Genomic DNA, 23,340 nt, shown 5'->3' with positions numbered 1-23,340 from the left:
CTAACGCAACAATGATGCAACTACCAGGACCCGTGACCATGAAGTGCAAGTACCTGTTGCCCCTGGTGCTGCTGGCCGGCTGCACCACCCAGCCCAATCATCAGCCCAATCATCAAGGCATCGACTGGGGCCAGGGCACTTGCCCGGCCCCAGACCCGCAGAGCATCTCGCCCAACCACCAACTGGTGATCGAAGATGGCAAGACGCTCAAGTGCCAACTGCGCCCCTACGTGTCGAACATGGCATGCCAGGGCATCGTCGACAGCCAGAATGAAGGCGTCATCTGCCAGGACAACGTGGGCAACCAGATCATCTTTCTGTTCGACGACAAGGGCGTGCTGAGCCTGCATCGAAGCCTGAGATCACGCTAAGCCACCCGGTGCAATGGAACCGCAAATGACCGTATGGAACGCCCTGGGCGCCGCCCTGCTTGTCCTGGCCAGCAGCCACGCTGCGGCTGCCGAAAACGCCAATCCGTTCGACAAGGCGCTGATGTACACCACATTCGTGCCGAGCATCCTGGTGGCGGGCACCACCGCGCTGACCTTCAATGCGCCCGATCTGTTCAAGTCGGCCAGAAGCGACGCGCTGGCCTTCGTTGGCTCGGATGGCCAGATACGCGGCGCACAGTTCGAGCAGGCGTCTCGGCATTATCGTGCGACCGCCCGGCCACCTTTGATGACAGATCGGCAGCTGGCTCAGGCGATCACAGCCACCTACTGACCAGGCGAGGGTTCAGGCACCGGACTCAGGATCGCTCGCAGGCACGTCGCGCGTCTCCTTTCTCCCATCGCCCTGCTCGCGCAATGGCGAGCCCGCATGCGGGTGGTCGTCGCGACTGTGGTTTCCTGCCTCGGGATGCTCGCTCAGTACCGAGTTGCCGGCCTCCACATCGGTCATGTCTTCTTCGACCGCCGCTTCGTCGTCAGGCGGCAGTGGCACCTCTGGCGCCTCGCGCCTTGGATCGTGACCGGTTTCGTTGTCGGTGGTGCGCGTAACGCCCTGCTGTGACCTGTTGCCAGGTGCGTTCTCGTCGATGTCCATGGTGCTCTCCAGGCTGCTGCACGGGATGCCCGCGCATAAGCGTGAGAAGCCTCGCAGGGTGTGGGAGTGCCGGGCACTGGACGAACGGTGCGCACAAGCGCAGGGCACCGGCACCCCCACCGCGCAGTACGGGCTAGAGTTCAGCGCTCGATCGAATGGAGTCAATGAGATGCAGGTACAAGGACGATGTGACGCTGCTTTTGAACCGGTCCGCCAGGCCTTCGCCGCCATCCTGGAAGAGCCCCACGAGCGCGGTGGCGGTGTCTGCATACAGGTCGGCGGCAAGACCGTCGTAGACATCTGGGGCGGCGTGAAGGATGCGCACGGCCATGCACCCTGGCAGCGCGATACCCTGATCAACGCCTATTGCACCATCAAGCCGATCACCGCTGTGGCGGTACTCATGCTGGTGGAACGGGGCCGACTGGGTCTGGATGATCCCGTGGCCAAACACTGGCCTGAATTCGCTCGACACGGCAAAGAACGAATCACCCTTCGCCAGGTGTTGAGCCATACCAGCGGCTTGCCTGCGCTGCGCCTGCCGGATCGCACGCCCCACATGTACGACTGGAACCACATGGCCCAGGTGACAGCAGACGAACAGCCGTGGTGGTCGCCAGGCACACAGGTGGGGTACGGCGCGACCACCTATGGCTGGATCATCGGTGAGCTGATCCGCCGCGTGGACGGTCGCGACGCCGGGGTTTTCATACATCAGGAGATCCTCGAACCCCATGCGCTGGATGTGTTCCTGGGCGTGCCTGCCGATCAGTTCAAGCGTATCGCTCACTTCGAGCATGCGCCCGGCCGAGTGGGTGACCGGTTCGCACAGGACCTGCGCACCCTCATTATCAATGAGCCTGCGCATGTGGCGACCCTGGCATTCACCAACCCCAGCCTTTCACCCACCCGTACGGGTAATCCGCGCTGGTGGGGCTACCACCAGCCGGGCGTCTGCAGCCATGGCAACGCCCATGGCCTGGCGGGCTTCTACAGTGCCCTGCTGCAAGGCAAGTTGTTGGGGCCACAACTGTTGAAGGCGTTCGGCACAGAGCAAAGTGCAGGGTTCGACCAGACCCTGCGGCGCCCCATGCGCTATGGCCTGGGCTGCATGATGGAACATGCCGCCGACCCTGACGCGTCCTATTGCATGGGGCCGCAGGCATTCGGTCATGTTGGGCTGGGCGGGCCGGTGGCGTTCGCAGACCCAGACCGGGAGATGAGCTTTGGTTTCGTGACCACCACCATGGGCAGCCATGTGCTGATGGACCCTCGCGCCAGAACGCTTGCGGCACTTGCCTTCGCAGCGGTTGAGTGACGCATCGTGCCAGCGCTTACCGGGCGCTGGCGTTTCAGTCCTGATCGGCCAGTTCGCAGACGCCATTCGCACGATTCTTGCCGGTGTACGACACATCCGGCGAGCCGTCGGGCCTGATGGTGAGCGACACGGTTATCCCGCTGCCCTTGGCTTCGAAATAGTTGTCGTTGAATTTCTTCAACGTGGCCTCTTTGCCATTGATATAGATCGGCCCGCCTTCATCGGCGTGAACCTCGATGTTGCCTGGGCAGGTGGCGTTAAGCAGCGGGATGTCCGCATGGGCAATGCCGGCAGCGCTCACCAGCAAGGCGCCCAACAGTAGCTGTTTCATCGAATTGTCTCCTGAGTCGGCCAGGTGCCGAAACATCAGCAATAGCTCACTTCAACGGTGCACGCCACCCTGGTGCAGGGGCGGATGAATCGAATGCGCTACCACAGCGATGGATTCAAGATGAAAAGAGCCCCTCTCGGTCAACCAGCAAAGTGGCTGCAAGCAAAATGCCACCAAGTGCAAGAATGTTCGGAGCTGTTTTAAAATGCGCACTTTGTCATTTCAAAGGAATGAACTAGTGGTAAGTCACAATGCCGTCGCGTGCCCACACTGTCACGGGCAAAATGTTCAACTGCTGTCCGTTATCCATGCCGCAGGCACCTCCCGCATCAAAACCACTCATCAAGTGCAATCCGGAGTAGGGCCAAGTGTTACGGTCGAGACGACGGGTAAACATCAGACTGACCTGGCCGCCAGCGTCTCTCCCCCACCAGGCAAACGCTTGCTGGGGCCCGTCATACTTACGATCGTGGGCTCCATCATCCTGTATGACGGCCTTAAACTCATGAACACCTGGTGGGGAGTCGATTGGACCAGGTTCTTCATTGGCGTTGCGTTCATTGCAATCGGCGTGATCGGTTTTGTTCGTCATTGGCGGTTCAACGTCGCGCAATACGACAAGTTGGAAGTCTGGCGCCGTAGTTGGCTGTGTCATGCTTGCGGCACCCGATTTGAGCCCTCATAACGTGTGAGGTCACTGTCCCGACGCATACTTGAGCCCGTCTAGCGCGGGCTTTTTTTGAGCCATTTTTCTGCATGAGCATAATTTAAGGGCCGCCAGCTTCTGGTTGCACTCGTCGAGGCTCATGCCGCAGGCGCTATCACTGTAGTTATTGGCCAGGTTCAGCTTTTGCTGGTTGATCCGGTCGGCGATGGTGGCGGCATCGGTCTGCTCATCACGCACCTGGACGTTGAAATAATGGTGAGTTGCCGGTATTGGTGAACATCAAGTCATCCGCAAGGCAAATCATGCAGCTAACGTTCCGACATCTCAGCGATGTTTCAACCGATGACATCATGGCGCTTAACAACAATCCAGATGTCTTACGCCAGATGCCCTTGGGCCGCCCCGACTTTGACGAAAAAAAATGCAAGGCATGGGTCGCCCAAAAAGAGGCCCAATGGGTCCTTAACGGATATGGGCCCTGGGCCTTCTTCGTCGAGAATGAATTTGCCGGTTGGGGTGGGCTACAGAAAGAGGGCGACGACGCCGATCTTGCCTTGGTGCTCCATCCACACTACTGGGGATTGGGAAAGGTAATTTTCAATGAAATCGTACGGCGCGCTGTTCAGGAGTTGAGGCTGGAGTCGATTACCCTACTGCTTCCACCAACCAGAGTTCGAATCAAAGGTGTACTGCGCCTAGGGTTTCGCCCTGACGGAGAAGTTGATATCGACGGTACGCACTTCAGGCGCTATCGGCTCCTTGTCGGTCCAAGCGCACAGCACCCGTAACCCTCCAACTCGCATCCAGAGGAGCAAGCGCGCCGCCTGTAAAGCCTGATGCGAGCTTCTAATAGATCGAGCTTAATCCAGCACTCCATTTATCACTTCGTAGATGATGCCAGTGGCAATAGCAACGAGAATCAAGTCTGTGCCAGCTTGTTGCCACTCATAGCCATCGTAGCGCGGTAGATGGCCGATAAGTCTTGCGTCGAGCTTTTTCGCGATGCCAGGAGGGAGCGGTTTTCCTCGTGCCAAGTTCTTCTGGATGCCAGGCGGTAGTGCTGGGCCTGGGGCCCAATAATTGTGGTAACTGTTCAGAACGTTCAGGACGCTGCCACGATCAATGTTCGGGCCGTGGTCCCAGTCATTTTGCCCTGAACGCGTTCCCTTAGCCCCGCTCCCCTGGTTGCCGTGGCCTTGAGCATTGTGAGCGTTACCCTTTCCGTTGCCTTGCCCTTTTCCATTACCGGGGTCAGCGCATGCGCCGACCGAGCCTGTAACTAAAACAAGGCTTGATAGCACTGAGATCAACGTTTTCGATTTGAGCATGGCCGTACTCTCAGAAAGGGGATAGCCCCTCCAATGTAGACGACGCTGTATGAAAAGGTTCATTCACCCCCATGCCGCATCCGGCCACGGAGGGCCACCAGAGTCACCATCTGCCTGCCAGGTAGAACATGCCTCCTGCAAACACAGTCAAGATGATGCCGTCCAGTACATCGCCAAATGCGGCGTTATCTGAACGCCATGCTTCGAGCTGTGCGGCTAGAAAGAAGATCGCAATGAACAACACGACGCCCGCGATGCGCCGCTGAACCTTGAACCTGGCTTTGTCGGTTCCGAACCACAGCATTCACGCCTCCTTCAGTAATCCATCCATAACCCCACGATAACTTTCGTAGGCGCTCAGGTCACGGAGGGCGGCGCATGCCGCCGCGAAGCATTACGTCTTGCCCCACCTGAATGCGCTCCCGCATTGACCCTGTTCCGACCGGTTGATGTTGGTATTGGGCCTCACTACACGGTGCAGGTGCTCGATGAAGATAGACCCGCGACCTTCGCCGAATTTATCAAGGCCGGGGACTACGGCCTGATGGAAAGCTTCACTGCGCACAAGCGCACCCTGAACCAGTTCAGGCGCTACACCGGTCGAGCAGAGGGTTTGTCGATCAGCTTCGAGCCTCACTTGCTCGGCTCCAAGATTGAGTTCGACCAGGACAGCAGCAGCCTGACTATCCGCAACCTGCCAACGCAGCTTACTGATCAACTGAAGCGCCGCGCGGCCTGCCCCTTCGGCGCCGCCCGCCAGTGCCTCAGCGCTTGTCATGGAGCTCGGGAGGCCAACCGCTCATGAACCACATCATTCCGGGAATCATCACGTAGATCCAGTGCTTGCCAGGGTAAACACAGATGCCGACAGTCCAGATGACGAGCAACGTACCGCCCGCTCGCCGACGCCGCCGCGGCGTGAACCATTCCTGAAATACCTTATGCTTTTCCCGCAGTTTCACTACCACTCTCCCTGTTTGGTAAGCGGCGAAGCATAACACCAGCAGCGCTGCCCGCCAGCGCCTTCCCCCCATACGAAAACGCCGCCTGATGAGGCGGCGCTGACTGTAACGGACGTTACCAGGTCTTTGGCTCTGACTTTTTGTACGAGCCACCAGTCATGCACTTCTCGACCAGGGAAAGAGGAAATCACCAAGCGTGTTTATCGCCGAGTCGGCGAAGTGGTCAGCCCGACCAAGTAGAGGGCTGATGCGGAAACGATGCCTCAAGATGCGGAAACGATCAGGTTTTCTATCGCCCAAAGAAAAACCCCGCAGACGTTAATCTGCGGGGCTTTCAATAATGGAGGCCGAGGTCGGAATCGAACCGGCGTAGACGGATTTGCAATCCGGAGCATAACCACTTTGCTACTCGGCCTCAAATGACTGAACCCTCTGAAGCAGCTCAATCACGTACAAACTGTAGAGATTTGCATCTCATTGAAAACGTTGAGATTTTTATTTCTCGTCGCTTTCGATGGACGCCATTATGTCCGCATTCGGGAGGGCTTGCAACCCCCTGATTTAAAAAGATTTGGGGTGGGTTTTCGCCAACGGGGTCATGCGGCGGCAGGCTCTCCTGCCCCGCGGCTGACTTCGAACACGCCCACCAGCTTCTGCAGCTTGTTCGCATTCAAGCGCACGGTCTCGGCACTGGTGTGCAGCACTGTCACGGTCTGGCGCATTTCCAGTGACGCCTGATCGACCTCCTTGATGGTGCGCCCGTACTCGAGGCTGCGCTGGTTGAGCTGCTGGATGATGCCGAACATGTTCTCCACGGCCCGGTGCAATTGCACGTTCTCGGACGAGGCCTGCTCGGCCAGGCGCAAGCTGTCATCCACGTCCTGCACGCCGCTCTGCATGAAGCCCACGGCCTGCTGCGTCTCGCTGTGCAAACCGTCGACCATCGTACGGATATCGTCGGCCGCCCGTGCCGTGCGCGCCGCCAGGCTGCGCACCTCGTCGGCCACCACCGCAAAGCCGCGACCATGCTCGCCGGCACGCGCCGCCTCGATGGCGGCATTGAGCGCCAGCAGGTTGGTCTGGCTGGTGATGTCGCTGATCAGCCCGGTGATGTTGCCGATCTCGGCCATGCGGCTGTCCAGCAACCTGACACTGGACGATGAACGCTGCACCACATCGCGTATCGACTGGGTGCCCGCCTGCACGGTCAGGAACTGCTCCCGCGCCCGGCTGACCACCTCGTCCATGGCCTGCTTCATCTGCTCGGCGCCGGCCGAGGCCTGCTGGATCTCGCCCAGTTGCTCCTCCACGATCACCATCATGCGGTGCACGGCATCGGCCACCTCCTCGGAGGTGAGGCTGGCGGCCTGGCTGCGCCCCAGCATCATCTGGTTGGTGGTGCCCACGCTGTGGCTGGCCTTGATCACCTGCCCCACCACCGCGTCCAGATGGTCGATGAAGCTGTTGATCCAGCGCCCCATGTCGCCGGTCTCGTCATTGGCCATGCGCGTGGTGTCCAGGCGCTGGCGCAGGTTGCCCTCGCCTTCGGCGATGGCCCTGATCACGCCGGTCATCTCGCTCAGGCGCGCGGCGAGGCGCCGCGGCCCCAGCACGCTGAACACCAGCGCGGCCAGCAGCAGGCTCACGCCCTCGCACGCATCGATCAGGCCCTGGTCGAGGCCGCTGTAGTGCTGCACCAGGTAGTTGCTGACGAACAGGCCGAGCATGGTCGCCAGGTACGGCTTCATCAGGCCGTAGCTCAGCGAGCGCCGCCGGTACACCTCCTCCAGGTCGGCTTCGCACATCATGCCCCAGCGGTCCGGCGAACCGGGCAACTGAAAGGTCACACCCTTGCCCACCACGGGAATGTGGCGGTAGTCCGAGTAGCCGGGGTAGCTCACGAACAGGTTGGCGCCGGTGCGGATGGTTTCGCGCACGCCAGGGTGCAATTGCCCGGTGGCCGGGTCGGTGAAGCGCAGCTCAAGCTCGGTGTGGCGCTGCACCTGCACGGTCTTCCACGGGGTGTGCACGCCGCTCTTGAGGTTCTCGCCGTGGCTGAAGGTGCCGTCCTCGAAGCGCGAGCGCGACAAGGCCACCCCCGGCTGCAGGCCGGGGTCGAAACGCGACTGCACCATGAACAGGTAGTTGTCCCCGGACTCGGCAAAGATATGCCCGGCCTCGCGCTGGATCAGGTCGCCCAGTACGTCGTTGGGCACCCGTGCGCACAGGCAGCCCACCACCTGGCGGTCGACCTTGATCGGCTGGTAGAACATCAGCGTCACTTCATCATGAAAGCTGGAGGTCGACGGGCCGATCGCCAGGGTCAGCGGGTCGCTGTAGGGCCCATGCAGAAACGGCGCCTTCAGCCCCTCGGCCAGCGGCCGTGGGTCGATGCGCGGGCGCGTGCCCTGGCCGCGCCAGGTCGAGGCAAGCACCTCGCCCGCCGCATCCACCACGAACAATTCGGAAAAGTCTTCGGCCTGCGCCAGCTTCTGCTGCAAGACCTGCCCATCGAGGCTGCGGATGTCGTTGCCGGCACTGGCGGCCAGCTCCGCCAGGTGCTCCCACTGCTCCTGGGCCCAGCCCTGCAGCAACTTGACGCGGGTATGCGCAATGGCTTCGAAGGTCTGCCCGATCACCGGGTACGCCGATCGGTTGAGGCGGCAGGCCCAGCCCATGGCCAGTTTGCCGGTCTTGCCAAACCATGGCAGCCAGCGCTTTTCTGCGGCGGACAGTTGCATGCAATTGTTCGATAGCGACATTTACATCTCCCGATACGACATTCCTTTGTCCATTCGGCAGGCAACTACCAGGCCAACGCAAAAAACCACCTTGAAAACCGACGCGCAAGCCAGCCAGATAGCACTCTGCCAGCCCCTTCCATGCCCCCTGCGAACCCACCTTTTCTGCGCCCCGAAACGGCGCATGAACGCGCTTGTGTGCACCGCAGGAGTGCGCAGATGAAATGTCCTACAATCCTTGCCTTTGCTGCTCAAGCGGCCGCTCGCCACGCCGATAACCCGACCAGACGAAACAACAATTAAACGGCGTCAGCGGAGCGGATATGAACATCAAACAGAAACTCACGTGGGGCTTCGCGACCATCGCCTGCGTACCGATACTGGTCGTCGCTACGCTGGTGATACTCAACATCCGCCTGGAAGCGCGGGAGAACTTCGTCGACGGCAGCGACCGCGAAATTCGACAGGTGGCCAATGCCATGCAGTTGTTCTTCGACGGCATCAGCCAGAACATCGAATTTCTCAGCAAGCTGCCCATGCTGCAGAACACCGACGCCAGCCTGAAGAAGTACATTTCGCCCGACGCCCCCACGCTGCCGATGGGGCCGCAGGACAAACCGGTGTTCGACTACTTTGCCCGCCTCGGCGCCAGCCACCCGGCCTATGGCTACATCTCCATCGGCACCACCGAGGGCGGCTACATCTCATGGCCCGAAGACCCCAGCCTGGCCAACTACGATCCGCGCCAGCGCCCCTGGTTCAAGATGGCCCAGGCCAACCCGGGCAAGACCCTGCGTACCGCCGCCTACTACTGGGCCAACGACGACGCGGTGCTGGTCAGCACCGTGCGCAGCCTGCCCAACGCGCTGGGCGCCAACGGCGGCGTGGTGAGCGTGGATGTGTCGCTCAAGCAACTGACCGAGATCATCAAGCAGCTCAAGCTGGGTGAAACCGGCTACGTGATGCTGCTGGAGCAGAGCGGCAACATCCTGGTCGACCCCAAGCAGCCGGCGCACAACTTCAAACAGCTCGACAGCCTCGGCCAGGGCTATGCGCAGCTGGCCAAGACTACCCAGGGGCTGGTGGAGATCGAGCTCGACGGTGAGCGCTACATGGCCAACGTGTGGCCTTCCGAGCAACTGGGCTGGCGCTTCATCGGCCTGGTCAAGCAGAGTGAAGTGATGGCCTCGGCCACTCGCCTCACCTGGCTGATCGTCGGCATTGCCGCCGCGCTTGGGCTGCTGTTCGCCTTCGTCGGTGCCAGCTTTGCCAAGGTCATCGTGCGCCCGATCAACGACGTGTCCCACGGCCTGGAAGGCATCGCCCAGGGCGAAGGCGACCTGACCCGCAACCTGCATGTGCGCGGCAACGACGAAACGGCCCAGCTCTCGGGCTGGTTCAACCAGTTCCTGGGCGCGATCCGCAGCCTGATCCAGCACATCATGCACGCCGCCGACGGCATCCTGACCAACTCCCACAGCGCCACCAGCGTGTCCAACGAAATGGCCGACGCCGCCAGTCGCCAGCGCGAGGCCGTGGACATGGTGTCGACCGCCTTCCATGAAATGGTCGCCACCGCCAACGAGGTCGCGCGTTCGTGCAGCCAGGCCGCCGAGTCGGCCGACAACGGCCAGCGCCAGGCTTCCGAGGGCCAGCAGCAGATCGACGCCGCCGTGGGCAGCGTCGACCAGCTCAGCCAGGAAATCGCCCAGTCGGCGCAATCCATGCAGCAGCTGGAGCGCGACAGCAACGCCATCCAGTCGATCCTCAGCACCATCCGCTCGATTGCCGAGCAGACCAACCTGCTGGCCCTGAACGCGGCCATCGAGGCGGCGCGGGCCGGCGAGCAGGGTCGCGGCTTTGCCGTGGTGGCCGACGAAGTGCGCGCGCTGGCCAAGCGCACCGCCGACTCCACCGCCGAGATCGACGGCATGCTCGCCAACCTGGCCCGCGGCACCAGCCAGGTCGCCGCACAGATGAACACCAGCCTGAGCCTGTCGCAGGACTCGGTCAGCCGCATCGGCGAGGCACGCACCCGCTTTGGCCAGATCCGCGAGTCGGTGGACATGATCCGCGACATGAACACCCAGATCGCCACCGCCGCCGAAGAGCAGCACCAGGTGGCCGAAAGCATCAACCAGCACATCAGCCAGATCCACGGCGATGCGCAGCGGGTGGCGCAACTGGCCAGTGAAGCCAAGAGCGATGCGTTCAACCTGACCCAGCTGTCCAACGAAATGAACACGCTGGTACGGCGCTTCAAAACCTGAAAAAAAGGCGCTGCACGATTTATTTTGCAGCGCCTCTGTCACTTTTTGTTTCTCGTGCGGCAACAGGGTTACTGAGAACCATTCACATCAGGAACCTGACCCCATGTCCGTTGCCGCCCCTACGCCCCGCCCTCACCTGCTGGCGCTTGCGATTGCCTGCGCCGGTATCGCCACGCCGCTGCTGGCCGCCGATGAACAGGCTGTGCCCCAAGCCCGGCTGAACCTGCCGCAAACCGACGTCAACGCCACCCGCATCGCCGACGGCAGCGCCGAAGCCGGCTACCTCACCGACTCGCTGAAGAACGTCGGCGCCCTGGGCGGCATGGCCCTCAAGGACACGCCCTATTCGATCAGCGTGGTGTCCAGCGAGCTGATCCGCAACACCCAGGCCACCTCCACCGACGACATCTTCAAGCTCAGCCCCTTCACCCAGTTCACCTCGCCCTCGGGCGCCGGCTATGCCAGTTCGGTGGCGATCCGCGGTTTCAACGACCTGGGCAATCTCAACATCGCCAACGACGGCCTGCGTTTCAGCAATGGCTCCGACAGCGGCAACTTCGTCGAGGAGATGGAGCGCCTGGAGATCGTCACCGGCCTCAGCGGCTTCCTGTATGGCCCCGGCAGCCCGGGCGGGCTGGTCAACTACGTGCTCAAGCGCCCCACCTACGAGCGCTACAACAGCGTGACCCTGGGCAACGCCGGCGGCGAGAACGCCTATGTGCACGGCGACTTCGGCGGCCCGATCGACGATCAGGGCGTGCTGGCCTACCGCGTCAACGTGCTGGCCCAGGACGGCGAGACCGCCATCGACCTGCAGAACCGCCGTCGCAAGATGGTCAGCCTGGCGCTGGACTGGAACGTCAGCGACGACCTGCTGGTGCAGTTCGACGCCTCGTACAAGAAAAACCAGACCCACGGCCTGACCAGCTACTGGTACTTCGCCGACCAGCGCCTGCGCCCCGACGCCGATCAGTTGGACAACGACAAGCTCTACAGCCAGCGCTGGGCGTTCTCCGACAGCGAGCACGAGCGCGTCGGCAGCCGCTTCAACTGGCGCCTGAACGAGGTGTTCAGCCTGCGCGGCGCGGTGGCCCACGACCGCAACCGCACCCAGTACGCCTACACCGGCCCCACCGTGACCTCGCCCGGGGTCTACAGCCAACCGCTGTACGCCTTCGCCCCGGTCGAGCGCGAGGAAACCTCGGCCTACCTGTTCGCCGACGCGGCCTTCGACACCGCCAGCATCGGCCACAAGGTCACCTTCGGCTATCAGGGCAACGTGGCGCGGGTACGCGACTACACCGACTACATTCCCTTCCCGGGCCCGCAGTACCAGCCGGTGGGCGGCAACGGCTCGATCCCGCTGGATGAAACCCCGCAGTACGCCAAGCCCGACTACTCCATCGGCCACGGCGACCAGCGCCTGTCCTCGCGCACCCAGGCCGACAACCTGCTGCTGGGCGATGTGATCACCTTCAACGGACAATGGTCGACCATCCTCGGGGTCACCCGCACCCGCATCAAGACCTTCAGCGACAACTTCGTGTGGGCCGAATCGCTCGGCACCCCGAGCCAGATCGACAACTACAACCAGAGCAAGACCTCGCCCAACGTCTCGCTGATCTACAAGCCGCTGCCCTGGCTGACCACCTACGCCACCTACATCGAAGGCCTGCAGGCCGGCGGCATCGCGCCCAACACCGCACTCAACGCCGGCCAGGCCATGGCCCCGGCCATCAGCGAGCAGTACGAGGTGGGGGTCAAGGCCGAAGTGGGCGAAGCCCTGCTGACCCTGGCACTGTTCAACATCGACAAGCCCAATGGCTACACCAACCAGCAGCAGATCTACGTGCAGGACGGACGCCAGGAGAACAACGGCCTGGAGTTCGGCATCACCGGCAAGGTCACCCCGCAGCTGACCCTGGTCAGCGGCCTGACCCTGCTCGACCCCCAGGTGAAGAAGGCGGCCAACGCCAGCATCGAGGGCAACAAGCCGGTGGGCGTGGCCAGCCAGCTGGCCAAGGTGTACGCCGAATACGACCTGAACGGCGTGCCCGGATTCGCCGTGACCGGCGGCGCCTATTACACCGGCAAGCAGTACGTGGATGAGGCCAACCACTACAGCCTGCCGTCGTTCACCACCTTCGATGCCGGTGCGCGTTATCGCCTGCCGCTGGCGGACAACGCCCTGACCCTGCGCGCCAACGTCAGCAACCTGACCAACAAGGCGTACTGGCTGAGCGACCACTTCCTGGGCGCGCCGCGTACCCTGACGTTCTCGGCACAGCTGGAGTTCTGAGCCCCTTCGCCGGCATTGCCGGCTCCTGCACGGGCGCACGCAGCCTGCAGGAGCCGGCGTTGCTGGCCAAATGCCCACCTCGCGCCGCGCAAATCCCTGAGCGCCGCCAAAATCAGTACCAAAGAACCATTGCCGTTCGCATCCGGCCCTGATATTGAGTGTGCCGCTTTGCGCACCCGCGCCTTTCGTTTCCTCTTGCCCACCCCGCTGGCTTCATCCCCACGCGATCCGAGATGCCGACATGATTGAAAACTCCGATGTAATGTATCGCCTGCTGGTACAGAGCGTGATCGATTACGCGATCTACATGCTGACCCCGGAGGGTGTGGTCAGCAACTGGAACGCCGGGGCGCAGCGGGCCAAGGGGTATACCGGCGAAGAGATCATCGGCGAGCATTTCTCGGTGTTCTACAGCGCCGAGGAGCGCGCCACGCAGTTGCCGCAGAAAAACCTGCAGACCGCCCGCGACCAGGGCCGCTTCGAGGCCGAGGGCTGGCGCCTGCGCAAGGACGGCAGTGCGTTCTGGGCGCACGTGGTGATCGACGCGGTGCATGACGACGACGGCCACCTGGTCGGCTTTGCCAAGGTTACCCGCGACTGCACCGAACAGCGCCGCGCCCTGCTCGAACAACGTGAACAGGAGCGTCACTTCCGCCTGCTGGTACAAGGCGTGAACGACTACGCCATCTACATGCTCGACCCGCTGGGCCATGTGATCAACTGGAACGCCGGCGCCGAGCGGGCCAAGGGCTACACCCACGACGAGATCGTCGGCCAGCATTTCTCGGTGTTCTACACCCCGGCGGACCGCGCCGCCGGCCTGCCCGCCCAGTGCCTGGACGCCGCACGCCAGACCGGCCGCTTCGAGGCCCAGGGCCTGCGCCAGCGCAAGGACGGCTCGCACTTCTGGACCAACGTGGTGATCGAAGCCATCCACGACGACGATGGCCAGCTGCTGGGGTTTGCCAAGATCACCCGCGACATCACCGAGCGCCGCCAGTACGAACTCGACCTGCTGGCAGCCAAGGAGCTGGCCGAGGCGCAGAGCGAGAAAATGGCCGCGCTGTCGCAGTTTCTCGACTCGGTGATCAGCAACATCCCGTCCAGCGTGATGGTGCTGGACGTGGCCTCGCGCCAGATCCTGCTGGCAAACCCGCAGGCCGAGAAGCTGTTCTCCAGCCAGCAGTGCGCCCTGGTCGGCAGTACCCCGCAGCAGAGCCTGGTGCCGGTGATGGCTGGCTACCTCGAACACCTCACCGAACATTGCCTGAACCATAACGGCCTGCACCTGACCGAAGACCACCTCGACACCCCGCTGGGCCGACGCACCCTGCGCTCACGCACCCTGCTCAGCCGCAACCCGCAGGTGGGTGCGGGCCACTATGTGCTGCAGATCGCCGACGACGTCACCGACGAGATCGCCGCGCACGCGCAGATTCACCACATGGCGCACCACGACGAACTCACCGGCCTGCCCAACCGCACGCTGTTCCACAACTGCCTGGAAGAGGCGCTGGCCGACGGGCAGGCGCGCCAGCACATGACTGCGGCGCTGTGTCTGGACCTGGACAATTTCAAGAACATCAACGATGCCCTGGGGCATGCCTTCGGCGACCGCCTGCTGCGCGCCCTGGGCCAGCGCCTGCGCAGCGTGCTGCGCGACCAGGACACCCTGGCGCGCCTGGGCGGTGACGAGTTCGCCGTGGTGCTGCCGCACCTGGCGCGCCTCGAGGATGCCCAGCGCACCGCCACGCGCCTGATCGAGGCAGTGGCGCCGGCGTTCCTGATCGACGGCCACAGTTTCTCGGTGGGCCTGAGCGTGGGTATCGCCATCGCGCCGGTCGACCACCACAAGGCCGACCAGTTGCTGCGCTACGCCGACATGGCCCTGTACGAGGCCAAGCGCAACGGGCGCAACCGCTACGAGCTGTTCCACCCCGAGCTCGACGAAGCCGCGCGGCGCCGCCGCATCATGGAAACCGACCTGCGCACCGCGCTGCACCTGGGCCAGCTGCACATGCACTACCAGCCGATCATCGGCAACGACGGGCAGATCACCGGCTACGAGGCGCTGATGCGCTGGCAGCACCCGGTCAAGGGGCAGGTCATGCCGATGGACTTCATCCCGATTGCCGAAGAGACCGGGCTGATCCACGAGGTGGGTACGCGGGCGCTGAACCTGGCCTGCCAGGAGGCCGCCAGCTGGGCCACCGAGCAATCGGTGGCGGTCAACCTGTCGCCGGTGCAGTTCAAGAACAGCGACCTGGTGGAAGTGGTGCAGCTTGCGCTGACCGACGCCAGGCTCGACCCGTCGCGCCTGGAACTGGAGATCACCGAATCGGTGCTGCTGGAGAACAGCGACGGCAACCTGCGTACCCTGCAGGCGCTCAAGGACATGGGCGTGCGCATTGCCCTGGACGACTTCGGTACCGGCTACTCCTCGCTGGGCTACCTGCGTTCGTTCCCGTTCGACCGGATCAAGATCGACAAGTCGTTCGTGCACGACATGGGCGAAAGCCGCGAGGCGATGTCGATCATCCGCGCCATTACCGGCATGAGCAGCAGCCTGCTGATCAACACCACCGCCGAGGGGGTGGAGACCGAGGCGCAGTTCAAGCAGTTGCAGGCAGAAGGCTGCTCGCATTTTCAGGGGTATCTGTTCGGGCATCCGCAGCCGGCTGACAAGCGCCAGAAGGGAGGCCGGTAGAGCAGCGAGCGCGCAGGCCGTTTCGCCGGCAAGGCCGGCTCCTACACGACGGTGCGGGAGCCGGCCCTGCCGCCACCTGATCGTACAGCCGCCGCAGCCGCTGCACTGCCGCCTCGATCTCGCCCACCTTGACCCCGCCGTACCCCAGCACCAGCAGGTTGTCGTCATCGGCGTCGGGCTCCACGCTGTAGCCGCCGCGCAGCACCAGCCCATGTGCCGGGGCCTGCGCCAGCATCTTGCGCGCCGTGCCCGGGGCACCGATGCGTACCGCCAGGTGCAACCCCGCCTGCCCCGCCGAGTACCCGATCAGCGCCCCGAACGCCTCGTCCAGGCACTGCTGCAGGCAACTGCGGCGCTGGGCGTACTCGGCGCGCATCTTGCGGATGTGCCGGGCGAAATGCCCTTCCTGGATGAAGTCGGCCATCGCCGCCTGAATCGACAGGTACCCTGGCCGGTACAGCTGGATCAGGCCCTTGCCGAAGGCCTCGGCCAGCCCCTCGGGCACCACCAGGTAACTCAGGCGCAGCCCCGGGAACATCACCTTGCTGAAGGTGCCCAGGTAGATCACCCGGTCTTCGCCACCGAGCCCCTGCAGCGACGGCATCGGCTCGATGTCGTACCGGAACTCGCTGTCGTAGTCATCCTCCACCACCCACAGGTTGTTGGCCTGGGCATACGCCAGCCAGTCACGCCGGCGCTGCAGCGACATGATGTTGCCGGTGGGGTACTGATGCGACGGCGTGACGAACGCCAGCCGCGGCGCAGCAGCCGGCACTGCCGAGGGCAGGCAGGCGCCCTGTGCATCGATCGCCAGCGGCGCGCAGTGCAGCCCCGCCGCCGAAAACACCACCGGCGCACCCCAGTGGCAGGGGCTCTCGACCCACACGGTGTCCCCCGGGTCGCCCAGCAGCTTGGCCACCAGGTCCAGCGACTGGTGGGTGCCCTGGGTCACGATCACCTGCGCCGGGCTGCAACGGACTGCGCGGGCCGCATACAGGTAGGCACTGAGCGCCTCGCACAGCGGGCGGTAGCCGCCCTGATCCACGTAGCCGGCCAGGTGCGCCTGGCGCTTGCTCAGGTAGCGGTTGTGCAGGCGCTTCCAGATATGAAACGGAAACAGGTCGGCGTCCGATACGCCGCCCACGAAGGCGCCCTCGGCCCGCGCCACTGCGCCGAAGCGCGCGTTGATCGCCTTGCCCCGGGCCGACAGCGGCGCCTGGTCGGGCGTATCGGGGGCCGGCACGCCGGTATTCACCTGGGGCAAGGTGTCGGCCACGAAGGTGCCGCTGCCGGGCCGGGCGTACAGGTAGCCTTCATCGAGCAGACGGTCGTAGGCCAGCGACACGGTCAGGCGCGAGACCAGCAACTGCTCGGCCAGCGCCCGGGTGGAGGGCAACTTGTGGTTGACCGGCAGGCGCCGCTGCAGGATCGCCGCCTGGATCGCCTGGTACAACTGGCGCTGCAGGGTCACGCCGCCGTCGCGGTCCAGCGTGCCGACCAGCAGGTCGTGGAGAAGCGATGCCATCGGGTGCCTCACTGCAGGGGCGGGATCGGAACCGCGAGCATACAAGTGGCCTTAACAACTGATCAACTCTGGATATAACCGATATAGCCAAACAGGCCTATGTTCGAACCAGTGCTGGCCTGACACCCCAGCTTTCCCGGCAATCGACAGAGTGATGTTCAGTGACCCTTCACACACCCCCTGCCTTCGACGCATTGCTGGTCGCAGCTCCGCCCAAGGTTTCGGCCGAACAGGCGCAGGCCGTGGCAGCGCAGTACTTCGGCCTGCACGGCGCGTGCCGCCTGCTCACCGGCGAGCGTGACCTCAACTTCCAGATCACCTGCGCCGACGGCGCCCAGTACCTGCTCAAGGTCTCCAACGCGGCCGAAGACCCGCAGGTGGCCGACTTCCAGAACCAGGCGCTGCTGCACATCCAGCACTGCGACCCGACCCTGGCGGTGCAGCGCATCTACCCCAACACCAGCGGCAGCTACCAGATCCCGCTGATGTTCGATGGCCAGCCGCTGCTGGTGCGGTTGTTCTCGTTCGTCGACGGGATCTGCCTGCACCGCGTCGAACACCCCGACGTGGCGCTGCGCAGCAGCCTGGGCGAGCACCTGGCCCGCCTGGGGCTGGCCCTGCGCGGCTTCTTCCACCCCGGCGCCGGGCACGAGCTGCTGTGGGACCTCAAGCACGCCTCGCGGCTGAGCGACAAGATCGGCCTGATCCAGGACCCTGAAGAGCGCCAGCTGGCCCAGCACTTTCTGGACAACTTCGAGCGCCACGCACAACCGCACCTCAAGGGCCTGCGCGCCCAGGTGATCCACAACGACCTGAACCCGCACAACGTGATCGTCGATGCCAGCCAGCCGCACCCGGTGCGCAACATCCTCGATTTCGGCGACATGGTGCATGCCCCGCTGGTCAACGACCTGGCCGTGGGCGCCGCCTATCAACTGGGCAGCCAGGGCGACCCGCTGGAACACGCTGCACCGTTCATCCGCGCCTACCACCGCATCGCGCCGCTGGAGCCGCTGGAACAGGAACTGCTGGTGGACCTGATCGCCACCCGCCTGGTGCTGACCGTGACCATCACCAACTGGCGCGCTGCGCTGTACCCGGAAAACCGCACCTACATCCTGCGCAACGCGCCGTCTGCCTGGCGTGGCCTGAAGGCCCTGGCTGACGTGCCGCGCGAGGTCGCGCAGCAACAGATTCGTCGTATCTGCTCCGAGGAGACGCTGTAAATGACCATGATCAATGGCTTCACCGCCGAAGATGCCGCACGCCTTAGCGAAACCGAACGTGCCCTGATCGAGCGCCGTGCGCGCGTGCTGGGCCCGGCCTACCGCCTGTTCTACGAACACCCGCTGCACCTGGTCAAGGGTGAAGGCGTGTGGCTGTACGACGCCGACGGCAAGCGTTACCTGGATGCCTACAACAACGTGGCCTCCATCGGCCACTGCCACCCCAAGGTGGTCGAGGCGCTGTACGAGCAGGCCAAGGTGCTCAACACCCACACCCGCTACCTGCATGAAGGCATCCTCGACTATGCAGAGAAACTGCTGGCCACCTTCCCGCCCGAGCTGGACCAGGTGATGTTCACCTGTACCGGCAGCGAGGCCAACGACCTGGCCCTGCGCATCGCCCGTCAGTACACCGGCGGTACCGGCCTGATCGTGACCCAGCTGGCCTACCACGGCGTGACCGACCAGATCGCCGCCGCCTCGCCTTCGCTGGGTGCGGGCGTGCCGGTGGGTGACTTCGTGCGTACCGTGCGGGCTCCCGACGCCTACCGCCTGGGCGCCGAGAACGTGGCACAGATCTTCGCCGACGACGTGCGCGCCGCCATCGCCGACCTGCGCCGCTGCGGCATCAAGCCGGCAGCACTGCTGCTCGACGGCATCTTCGCCAGCGATGGCGTGCTGTCCGACCCGCCCGGCTTCCTGCAACAGGCGGTGGCCGTGGCCCGCGAAGAGGGCCTGCTGTACATCGCCGACGAGGTGCAATCGGGCTTTGGCCGTACCGGCTCGCACATGTGGGGCTACCAACGCCATGGCGTGCAGCCCGACATCGTCACCATGGGCAAACCCATGGGCAACGGCCAGCCGATTGCCGGGGCGGTGTTCCGCGGCGAGGTGCTCGATGCGTTCGGTCGCACCGCCCGCTACTTCAACACCTTCGGCGGCAACCCGGTGTCATGTGCAGCAGCCAACGCGGTGCTCGACGTGATCCAGGGCGAAGGCCTGATGGCCAACTGCGCGGCGGTGGGCGAATATTTCAAGGCGGGTCTTCAAGGGCTTGCCGAGCGCTACCCGCTGATTGGCGACGTACGCGGGGCCGGGCTGTTCGTGGGGGTCGAGCTGGTAACCGATCGTGCCAGCAAGGCGCCGGCCACCGAGGCAACGGCACGGGTGGTGAACGGCATGCGTGAACGTGGCGTGCTGATCAGTTCGGCGGGGCCGGCGGCCAACATCCTCAAGATCAGGCCGCAGTTGATCTTCCAGCGCGAGCATGCCGATCTGTTCGTGCAGACGCTGGAGGCGGTGCTGAAGTCGCTGAACTGACAGCGAGAGGCATTGACGGTTGTGCCCCTTTCGCCAGCAAGGCTGGCTCCTACAACGATTGGTGCAGGAGCCAGCCTTGCTGGCGAAGGGGTTCACTCACTTGGTCTTGGCAACCCAGGCATTGAAGCGCTGCTCGAGGTCTTCGCCGTTGTTGACCCAGAACTCGCTGTCCATCGGGATGGCCTGCGCCAGGTTGTCCGGCGCGGTGTTCAACTGCGCCGCCAGTGCAGGGTCAAGCAGCCCGGCGGTATGCAGGTTGGTCGACCCATAGCCCAGCTTGGTGGTGTGGATCTTCTGGTTTTCCGGGCGCAGCGAAAACGCGATGAAGTCCTCGGCCAGGGCCTTGTTCTTGCTGCCCTTGGGGATCGCCCACGAGTCGATGGCGTAGATGCTGCCATTCCATACCGTGTGCACATTGGCGCCGGCCGCCTGTGCGGCGAATACCCGGCCGTTGAACGCGGTGCTCATCACCACGTCGCCGCTGGCCAGGAACTGCATCGGCTGCGCACCGGCCTCCCACCACTGGATGTCTGGCTTGATCTGGTCCAGCTTGCGGAATGCACGCTCCACCCCTTCCGGCGTCGACAACACCTTGTACACGTCGGCATACGGCACGCCATCGGCCATCAGTGCCGCTTCCAGGGTGTACTTGGCGCCCTTGCGCAGGCTGCGCTTGCCCGGAAACTTCTTGGTGTCCCAGAAATCGCTCCAGCCGGTAGGCGCCTGCTTGAGCTTGTCGCCGTTGTAGGCCAGCGCCATCGACCATACCAGCAGGCCGCCGCCGCAGTCCGACAGGGTGCCGGGCACAAAATCCGCTTCCTTGCCGATACGGTTGAGGTCCAGGTGTTCGAACAGGCCCTCCTCGCAGCCACGGATCAGTTCGGCGCTCTCGACCTGCACCACGTCCCAGTTGACGCTGTTGGTGTCGACCATGACCTTGATCCGGCCCATTTCGCCGTTGTATTCACCCGCTACCACCTTGCTGTGGCTGGCGGCGGCAAAGGGGGCGTAGAAGGCCTCGGTCTGTACATCCTTGCTGGCACCGCCAAACGAAATCACGGTGATTTCGGCAGCAAGGGCGTTGGCGGCAAAAGCACTGAGCAACACGGCGGCAATGGTGGTTTTTTTCATGTCTACCTCTGTAATTTATTGGTTTTGGCAGAGTTGATACACGCTGGGCGTCCTTTCGGGTGGTCGCACTTCAGCTTCGGTAATCCACCTGATCACCACTGATCAGGCGCAAGGCGGCGGTCCAGGCCAACAGGTGGAGTTGCTGATCGAATTCGGCGTCGGACTGCTGCGCGGTCAGCTCGCAGACCGCTTCGTCCGGCAGGCGCAGCGGCGGGTTGCCCGCCAGTGCCTGTACCTGCGCCTGGCAGGCACGCTCCAGGAAGTAGATCTGGTTGAAGGCCTCGGCAATGCAGCGCCCGGCGGCCAGCAGGCCATGGTTGCGCAGGATCATCGCCATGTGCGGGCCCAGGTCCCTGACCAGGCGCTCGCCTTCGGCCGGGTTCAGCGCAATGCCCTCGTAGTCGTGGTAACCCAGGCGGCGATAGAACTTCAGCGCATGCTGGGTGATCGGCAGCAGCCCCTGCTCCTGGGCCGACACGGCCATGCCGGCAGCGGTATGGGTGTGCACCACACAGGCCAGGTCCGGACGTGCGGCGTGGATCGCCGAATGGATGTTGAAGCCGGCACGGTTGACGCTGCCGGCGTCATAGCCAGGGTCGATGGTGTTGCCGTGGTGGTCGATCTTGATCAGGTCCGAAGCGCGCATTTCATGAAACAGCACGCCGTAGCGGTTGATCAGGAAATGCCCCGGCTCGCCGGGGACACGGGCCGAGATGTGCGTGTCGATCAGATCGGTCATGCGAAAGTGGGCCAGCAGCCGGTACAGCGCTGCCAGGTCGCAACGGGTCTGCCACTCTTCGGGCGAAACCTGCTGCGCGTCGATCCGCGGGGTGTTGGGGTGCATCGCGCCTCCTTGTTCATGGTATGTTTCGGGCACTTGGCCCGCCGGCATGCAGGGATGTTGCAGCAGCCCCCGGCGGCCCACCATGCACAGAACGCGCTGGTTGTGCCGGCCCTGTTATGGTGTTTTCACCAGTACACCCACCGCCACACCCTCGCCTGACGGATGTTTTCTATGATGTTGTTGGATGCCAGCTCGTCGCAGTCGCTGGTCAACCAGATCGTTGCGGGCATCACCCTCGCGATCAACGAACAGCGCTTGCGCCCGGGCACCAAGCTGCCCTCCATCCGCAAGTTCGCGCAAACCCACAAGGTCAGCCATTTCACCGCCGTCGAGGCTTATGACCGGCTGGTGGCCCTGGGTTACCTGACGGCGGTGCGCAATGCCGGCTTCTATGTACGCAGCGCCCCCGACACCCCCGCCCCGCCGCCGATGCCCAGTGCCAGCGACGATGCCTTCGACTTCGACGCCTACCTGCTGCTGCAGAAGGTGTTCCAGCCGCTGGGCATGGACCTGCGCCCGGGCATCGGCCTGCTGCCCGAGCCCTGGAGCGACGATGACGGGGTGCAACGCAGCCTGCGCGCCCTGAGCCGTCGCGACCCGAGCGAGTTCACCGGCTACGGCCATGCCAAGGGGTGCGCCAACCTGCGCGCCCGGCTGGTGGAGAAGCTGCTCGATACCCGGGTCAACGCCCACCCCGAGCAGATTCTGCTGACCAGCGGCGCCAGCCATGCGCTGGACCTGCTGGTGCGCTACCTGGTGCACCGCGGCGACAGCGTGCTGGTGGACGAACCGGGCTACCACAACCTGTTCCTCAACCTGCGCCTGCAGGGGGCCCGCCTGCTGGGGGTGCCACGCACCCGCGACGGCATCGACCTGGACGTGCTCGAGGCGCAGATCCGCGAACACCGGCCCAAGGTGTTCTTCACCAACACGCGCCTGCAATGCCCCACCGGCACCAGCCTGACACTGGCGGTGGCCCACCGTCTGCTGCAACTGGCGGAAAAGTACGACTTCCTGATCGTGGAGAACGACATCTACGCCGACCTCGACCCGTCCGACCAGCAGGCGCTGGCAGGCATGGACCAGCTGGCGCGGGTGATCTATGTGGCCAGCTTCTCCAAGAGCATCGCGCCGTCGCTGCGGGTGGGGTTCGTTGCCGCGCACCGCGACCTGATCGACGAACTGGTGCCACTGAAGATGGCCAGCGGCCTGACCACCTCGGCAATTGCCGAGGAACTGGCACTGGAGGTGCTGCTGCAGGGGCGCCACCGCAAGCACGTCAAGCAGTTGCAGGCCAACCTGGCCCTGGCCCATGAACAGGTGGCGCGCAAGCTCGAGGCGGTGGGCATGGAGATCTTCGTCAAGCCCCATGCGGGGTTGTTCCTGTGGGCCCGTCACCCCCAGGTCGAAGACGCCACGGCACTGGCCATGGACGCACGCGAACACAAGATTCTGCTCGCGCCCGGGCAACTGTTCATGCCCGATGCGCGGGTGGTGCCGTGGCTGCGTTTCAATGTGGCGCACGCGCAGGATGAGCGGATCTACCGGCTGTTGGAGCAGGCCGCGCACTGACCGGATTCGACTCGCCTCTTCACCAGTAGGCGCCGGCCTTGCCGGCGAAGCGGCC

18 protein-coding genes, 1 tRNA gene and 4 pseudogenes are annotated in these 23,340 nt (G+C 63.9%); 12 read left to right on the top strand and 11 right to left on the bottom strand.

The genetic code is table 11. The annotated features are described in order from the left end of the window. The first annotated feature begins 38 nt into the window (after positions 1–38). Together JZZ72_RS04590 and JZZ72_RS04585 are read left to right on the top strand one after the other, a co-directional pair. Positions 39–371, top strand: a complete 333-nt coding sequence (locus tag JZZ72_RS04590) for a hypothetical protein (RefSeq protein ID WP_043861710.1) — start codon at positions 39–41, stop codon at positions 369–371. A 25-nt stretch (positions 372–396) separates the two neighbouring features. Continuing rightward, positions 397–723 carry a DUF2388 domain-containing protein gene (locus JZZ72_RS04585; protein WP_043861709.1) on the top strand — a complete coding sequence of 109 codons (327 nt, stop codon included), beginning with the start codon at positions 397–399 and terminating at the stop codon, positions 721–723. Between the two features lie 129 nt (positions 724–852). Here JZZ72_RS04585 and JZZ72_RS28060 read toward each other — a convergent pair. Further along, positions 853–1,044 (bottom strand): annotated as a pseudogene (locus tag JZZ72_RS28060) (hypothetical protein); the annotation flags it as partial. A gap of 169 nt (positions 1,045–1,213) precedes the next feature. Between JZZ72_RS28060 and JZZ72_RS04575 the strand changes: the two are divergent. Next, entirely contained in the window at positions 1,214–2,362 is a 1,149-nt protein-coding gene (locus JZZ72_RS04575) for a serine hydrolase domain-containing protein (protein ID WP_210014146.1), read from the top strand. Positions 2,363–2,396: 34 nt separating this feature from the next. On the opposite strand, the gene JZZ72_RS04570 is transcribed toward JZZ72_RS04575, so the two are convergent. The 3 genes from JZZ72_RS04570 to JZZ72_RS04560 all read right to left on the bottom strand — a co-directional run bounded on the left by JZZ72_RS04570 (position 2,397) and on the right by JZZ72_RS04560 (position 3,597). Then, the gene (locus JZZ72_RS04570; protein WP_043861706.1) at positions 2,397–2,693 is read right to left on the bottom strand and encodes a hypothetical protein; all 297 of its coding nucleotides are present in this window, start codon (positions 2,691–2,693) and stop codon (positions 2,397–2,399) included. 235 nt (positions 2,694–2,928) lie between these two features. Next, positions 2,929–3,348, bottom strand: a complete 420-nt coding sequence (locus JZZ72_RS04565; protein WP_143516626.1) for a hypothetical protein — start codon at positions 3,346–3,348, stop codon at positions 2,929–2,931. A 39-nt stretch (positions 3,349–3,387) separates the two neighbouring features. After that, entirely contained in the window at positions 3,388–3,597 is a 210-nt protein-coding gene (locus JZZ72_RS04560; protein WP_210014098.1) for a hypothetical protein, read from the bottom strand. Between the two features lie 65 nt (positions 3,598–3,662). On the opposite strand from JZZ72_RS04560, the gene JZZ72_RS04555 reads away from it, so the two are divergent. Beyond that, the gene (locus tag JZZ72_RS04555) at positions 3,663–4,148 is read left to right on the top strand and encodes a GNAT family N-acetyltransferase (RefSeq protein WP_210014097.1); all 486 of its coding nucleotides are present in this window, start codon (positions 3,663–3,665) and stop codon (positions 4,146–4,148) included. Between the two features lie 72 nt (positions 4,149–4,220). Here the strand turns inward: JZZ72_RS04555 and JZZ72_RS04550 are convergent, their stop codons facing one another. Together JZZ72_RS04550 and JZZ72_RS04545 are read right to left on the bottom strand one after the other, a co-directional pair. After that, positions 4,221–4,688: an anti-virulence regulator CigR family protein gene (locus JZZ72_RS04550; protein WP_082405690.1), complete on the bottom strand. Its 468-nt coding sequence runs from the start codon at positions 4,686–4,688 to the stop codon at positions 4,221–4,223. Positions 4,689–4,791: 103 nt separating this feature from the next. Further along, entirely contained in the window at positions 4,792–4,992 is a 201-nt protein-coding gene (locus tag JZZ72_RS04545; RefSeq protein WP_100632513.1) for a hypothetical protein, read from the bottom strand. A 174-nt stretch (positions 4,993–5,166) separates the two neighbouring features. Between JZZ72_RS04545 and JZZ72_RS04540 the strand changes: the two are divergent. Continuing rightward, positions 5,167–5,493 (top strand): annotated as a pseudogene (locus tag JZZ72_RS04540) (nucleoid-associated protein); the annotation flags it as partial. A gap of 498 nt (positions 5,494–5,991) precedes the next feature. Here the strand turns inward: JZZ72_RS04540 and JZZ72_RS04535 are convergent. Both JZZ72_RS04535 and JZZ72_RS28450 read right to left on the bottom strand, forming a co-directional pair. Further along, positions 5,992–6,065, bottom strand: a tRNA-Cys gene (locus JZZ72_RS04535). Between the two features lie 181 nt (positions 6,066–6,246). After that, on the bottom strand, positions 6,247–8,412 hold the full coding sequence (locus JZZ72_RS28450; protein ID WP_100632511.1) for a methyl-accepting chemotaxis protein: 2,166 nt from the start codon (positions 8,410–8,412) through the stop codon (positions 6,247–6,249). Between the two features lie 302 nt (positions 8,413–8,714). Here JZZ72_RS28450 and JZZ72_RS28205 point away from each other — a divergent pair. From JZZ72_RS28205 to JZZ72_RS04510, 4 genes and pseudogenes are all read left to right on the top strand, one after another. Further along, positions 8,715–9,803 (top strand): annotated as a pseudogene (locus JZZ72_RS28205) (cache domain-containing sensor histidine kinase); the annotation flags it as partial. A gap of 30 nt (positions 9,804–9,833) precedes the next feature. Next, a complete protein-coding gene (locus JZZ72_RS28200) occupies positions 9,834–10,661 on the top strand; it encodes a methyl-accepting chemotaxis protein (RefSeq protein WP_370409200.1) in 828 nt (275 codons plus the stop codon). Between the two features lie 208 nt (positions 10,662–10,869). Beyond that, positions 10,870–12,960, top strand: a pseudogene (locus tag JZZ72_RS04520) (TonB-dependent receptor); the annotation flags it as partial. 241 nt (positions 12,961–13,201) lie between these two features. Beyond that, the gene (locus tag JZZ72_RS04510) at positions 13,202–15,667 is read left to right on the top strand and encodes a sensor domain-containing protein (protein WP_058540378.1); all 2,466 of its coding nucleotides are present in this window, start codon (positions 13,202–13,204) and stop codon (positions 15,665–15,667) included. Here JZZ72_RS04510 and pdxR read toward each other — a convergent pair. Continuing rightward, positions 15,573–17,192: a MocR-like pyridoxine biosynthesis transcription factor PdxR gene (pdxR, locus tag JZZ72_RS04505; RefSeq protein WP_210014096.1), complete on the bottom strand. Its 1,620-nt coding sequence runs from the start codon at positions 17,190–17,192 to the stop codon at positions 15,573–15,575. The genes JZZ72_RS04510 and pdxR overlap by 95 nt on opposite strands. Positions 17,193–17,353: 161 nt before the next feature. Between pdxR and JZZ72_RS04500 the strand changes: the two genes are divergently transcribed. Both JZZ72_RS04500 and JZZ72_RS04495 read left to right on the top strand, forming a co-directional pair. Further along, entirely contained in the window at positions 17,354–18,418 is a 1,065-nt protein-coding gene (locus tag JZZ72_RS04500) for a phosphotransferase (RefSeq protein WP_054914279.1), read from the top strand. Continuing rightward, positions 18,419–19,738, top strand: a complete 1,320-nt coding sequence (locus JZZ72_RS04495) for an aspartate aminotransferase family protein (protein WP_210014095.1) — start codon at positions 18,419–18,421, stop codon at positions 19,736–19,738. Between the two features lie 96 nt (positions 19,739–19,834). On the opposite strand, the gene JZZ72_RS04490 is transcribed toward JZZ72_RS04495, so the two are convergent. Beyond that, positions 19,835–20,869, bottom strand: a complete 1,035-nt coding sequence (locus JZZ72_RS04490) for an ABC transporter substrate-binding protein (protein WP_058540381.1) — start codon at positions 20,867–20,869, stop codon at positions 19,835–19,837. A gap of 70 nt (positions 20,870–20,939) precedes the next feature. Further along, positions 20,940–21,713 (bottom strand): class II aldolase/adducin family protein, encoded by a 774-nt coding sequence (locus JZZ72_RS04485; RefSeq protein WP_043861694.1) that lies wholly within the window; start codon positions 21,711–21,713, stop codon positions 20,940–20,942. Positions 21,714–21,884: 171 nt separating this feature from the next. On the opposite strand from JZZ72_RS04485, the gene JZZ72_RS04480 reads away from it, so the two are divergent. Further along, positions 21,885–23,285, top strand: a complete 1,401-nt coding sequence (locus JZZ72_RS04480) for an aminotransferase-like domain-containing protein (protein WP_043861693.1) — start codon at positions 21,885–21,887, stop codon at positions 23,283–23,285. Positions 23,286–23,340 lie beyond the last annotated feature (55 nt).

Source organism: Pseudomonas palmensis, assembly GCF_017848315.1.
Lineage (GTDB): Bacteria > Pseudomonadota > Gammaproteobacteria > Pseudomonadales > Pseudomonadaceae > Aquipseudomonas > Aquipseudomonas palmensis.
The sequence above is the reverse complement of the archived record's forward strand: the minus strand, read 5'-3'. Positions and strand labels throughout refer to the sequence as shown.